The sequence below is a fragment of the Chryseobacterium sp. VD8 genome (assembly GCF_037149975.1).
Taxonomy (GTDB): Bacteria; Bacteroidota; Bacteroidia; order Flavobacteriales; family Weeksellaceae; genus Chryseobacterium; species Chryseobacterium indicum.
This window is the reverse complement of record NZ_JBBCQL010000402.1, coordinates 1-1,691: the sequence shown is the minus strand read 5'-3', so window position 1 is coordinate 1,691 and position 1,691 is coordinate 1. Positions and strand designations below refer to the sequence as shown.

The following is a 1,691-nucleotide window of genomic DNA, read 5'->3' as shown; positions in this document are numbered from 1 at the left end:
CATCTACCCAAAACGGTGTATTCGGAAGCATTCTTTTTGCCAATCCTGAATACGTGAAGAATGTACCAAAACCTCCTTCAATATCTACCCAAGAATCAACGTGAGTTGCTCCTGTTTTATACGATAGTTCGTAATATTTTTTCTTTCTTTCAAGGAGATAAAGTGCTACTTTTTTAAGCATTTCTCCACGATCGTAGAACGTCATGGATGAAAGGTTTTTGTAACCTACTGTTCTTCCGTAATCCAAAGCCTGCTCAAAATTCAGACCTTCTGTGTCGGAAATGGCAACCTGTTCTCCGTTTACAGCATTGTACAAAGGAATTCCGTTTCCGTTTCCTTCGATCCATTCGCCGTAGATATAGTTTTTTAACTTTTCCATATAGTTTTTTACTTTTTATTCTTATTTCGAAGTTTTAAGACTTCTTCTAATGTGTAGTTTTTAAGCACAAAATCATTCCCAAAAAGATCTTTAGCATAGCTATCAATTGTTTCTGAAAATCCTACCTCTTTTCTTAATTTGTTAACTTCATTAAAATTTTTAATTGGCCAAATTAATGAAATAGTTTCTGTAACTCCACTTTTCATAATATTAAACGAAGTTCCCTGAGTTCCGTAGATTTGTTCTTTTCCCTCCTGCATAAGTTGCCTGTCAAGCATCATTGCATATAATGTGAAAGGAATTTCTTTTTTTTCCGCTGCTTCTTTTATAATAGGTAAATACTGCTTGATCTTCGCGGAATGCTGAATAACAATCCATGCGGTTTTATTTTCCGGTTCTCCAACTAATGATTTTCCGGGATAACCATATTTTGCAAGAATTTCTTCAATTTTTCCCAAATTTTCATCATCCTGCTTTTGCATAACTTTCCATAAACCAACAGTCGCCTGTTCTTCTGTCAGCTTCTTTTCATTTATGATTTGCTGTTTTCTTTCCAAAGAAATATCAGGTTGCATCAATTCACGATAGATCTGATCATCATAATTAATCTGAGCCAGTTCATTTTTAAGCTGAATATTAATTTTCTCCTTTTCAATTTTCTGACCATATATTAAAACTGAAAAGAAAATGGCAAAAAATAAATATTTCATGACTTGTGTTTTTAATTTCTATTTCGGTTCCTGATACGGAAACAATTTTACCAAACCTTCATACAAACTTCTGTGTAGGATTGTTGCATGATTGTCTGTTTCCATCATTTTATATTCTATCGTCCAGTTTTTCTTGTTAGATTTTTTTAAAACATCAAATAAATCTTCTGCATCTTTTACCATTACAGGATGCTCCCCTTTTCCAACGGAAATATAAATGAATTTTTTAATATCCTTAATTTTAGACAATAATTGAGGAGCCTGTTTTAGAAGACTTTCATCATCCCACCATAAACTCGGACTGATGATAAAATAGTTATTGAACATTTCAGGGTTTTTCAATAAAATTTCAGTTGCTAAAAGTCCGCCAAGCGATTGTCCGAAAAGATAATTATCTGTTGTCTTAAAATGACTTTCAATATAAGGCTTCAATTCTTTATCTAAAAAATTAATAAACTTATCTGAATGTCCCGTTGTAGGGTAATCTTTCTGTAAATCTTTCAAATCTGTATGAAAAGTGAAATCTTTCTTTCTGTCAATGTTTGCAATTCCAACCACAATGGTTTCCGGCATAGAATACATTTGATTAAAAAACTGAACCA

Annotated in this window: 2 protein-coding genes and 1 pseudogene; all 3 read right to left on the bottom strand. The window is 32.5% G+C overall.

The genetic code is table 11. The features are described 5' to 3' along the window. A pseudogene (locus WFK35_RS22620) lies at nt 1-379 on the bottom strand (phenylacetic acid degradation bifunctional protein PaaZ); the annotation flags it as partial. 8 nt (nt 380-387) lie between these two features. Continuing rightward, entirely contained in the window at nt 388-1,089 is a 702-nt protein-coding gene (locus WFK35_RS22615) for a DUF6624 domain-containing protein (protein WP_336734877.1), read from the bottom strand. Nucleotides 1,090-1,107: 18 nt separating this feature from the next. Continuing rightward, nucleotides 1,108-1,691 (bottom strand): alpha/beta hydrolase (locus tag WFK35_RS22610; RefSeq protein ID WP_336734875.1); only part of this gene is annotated, 584 nt, incomplete at its 5' end.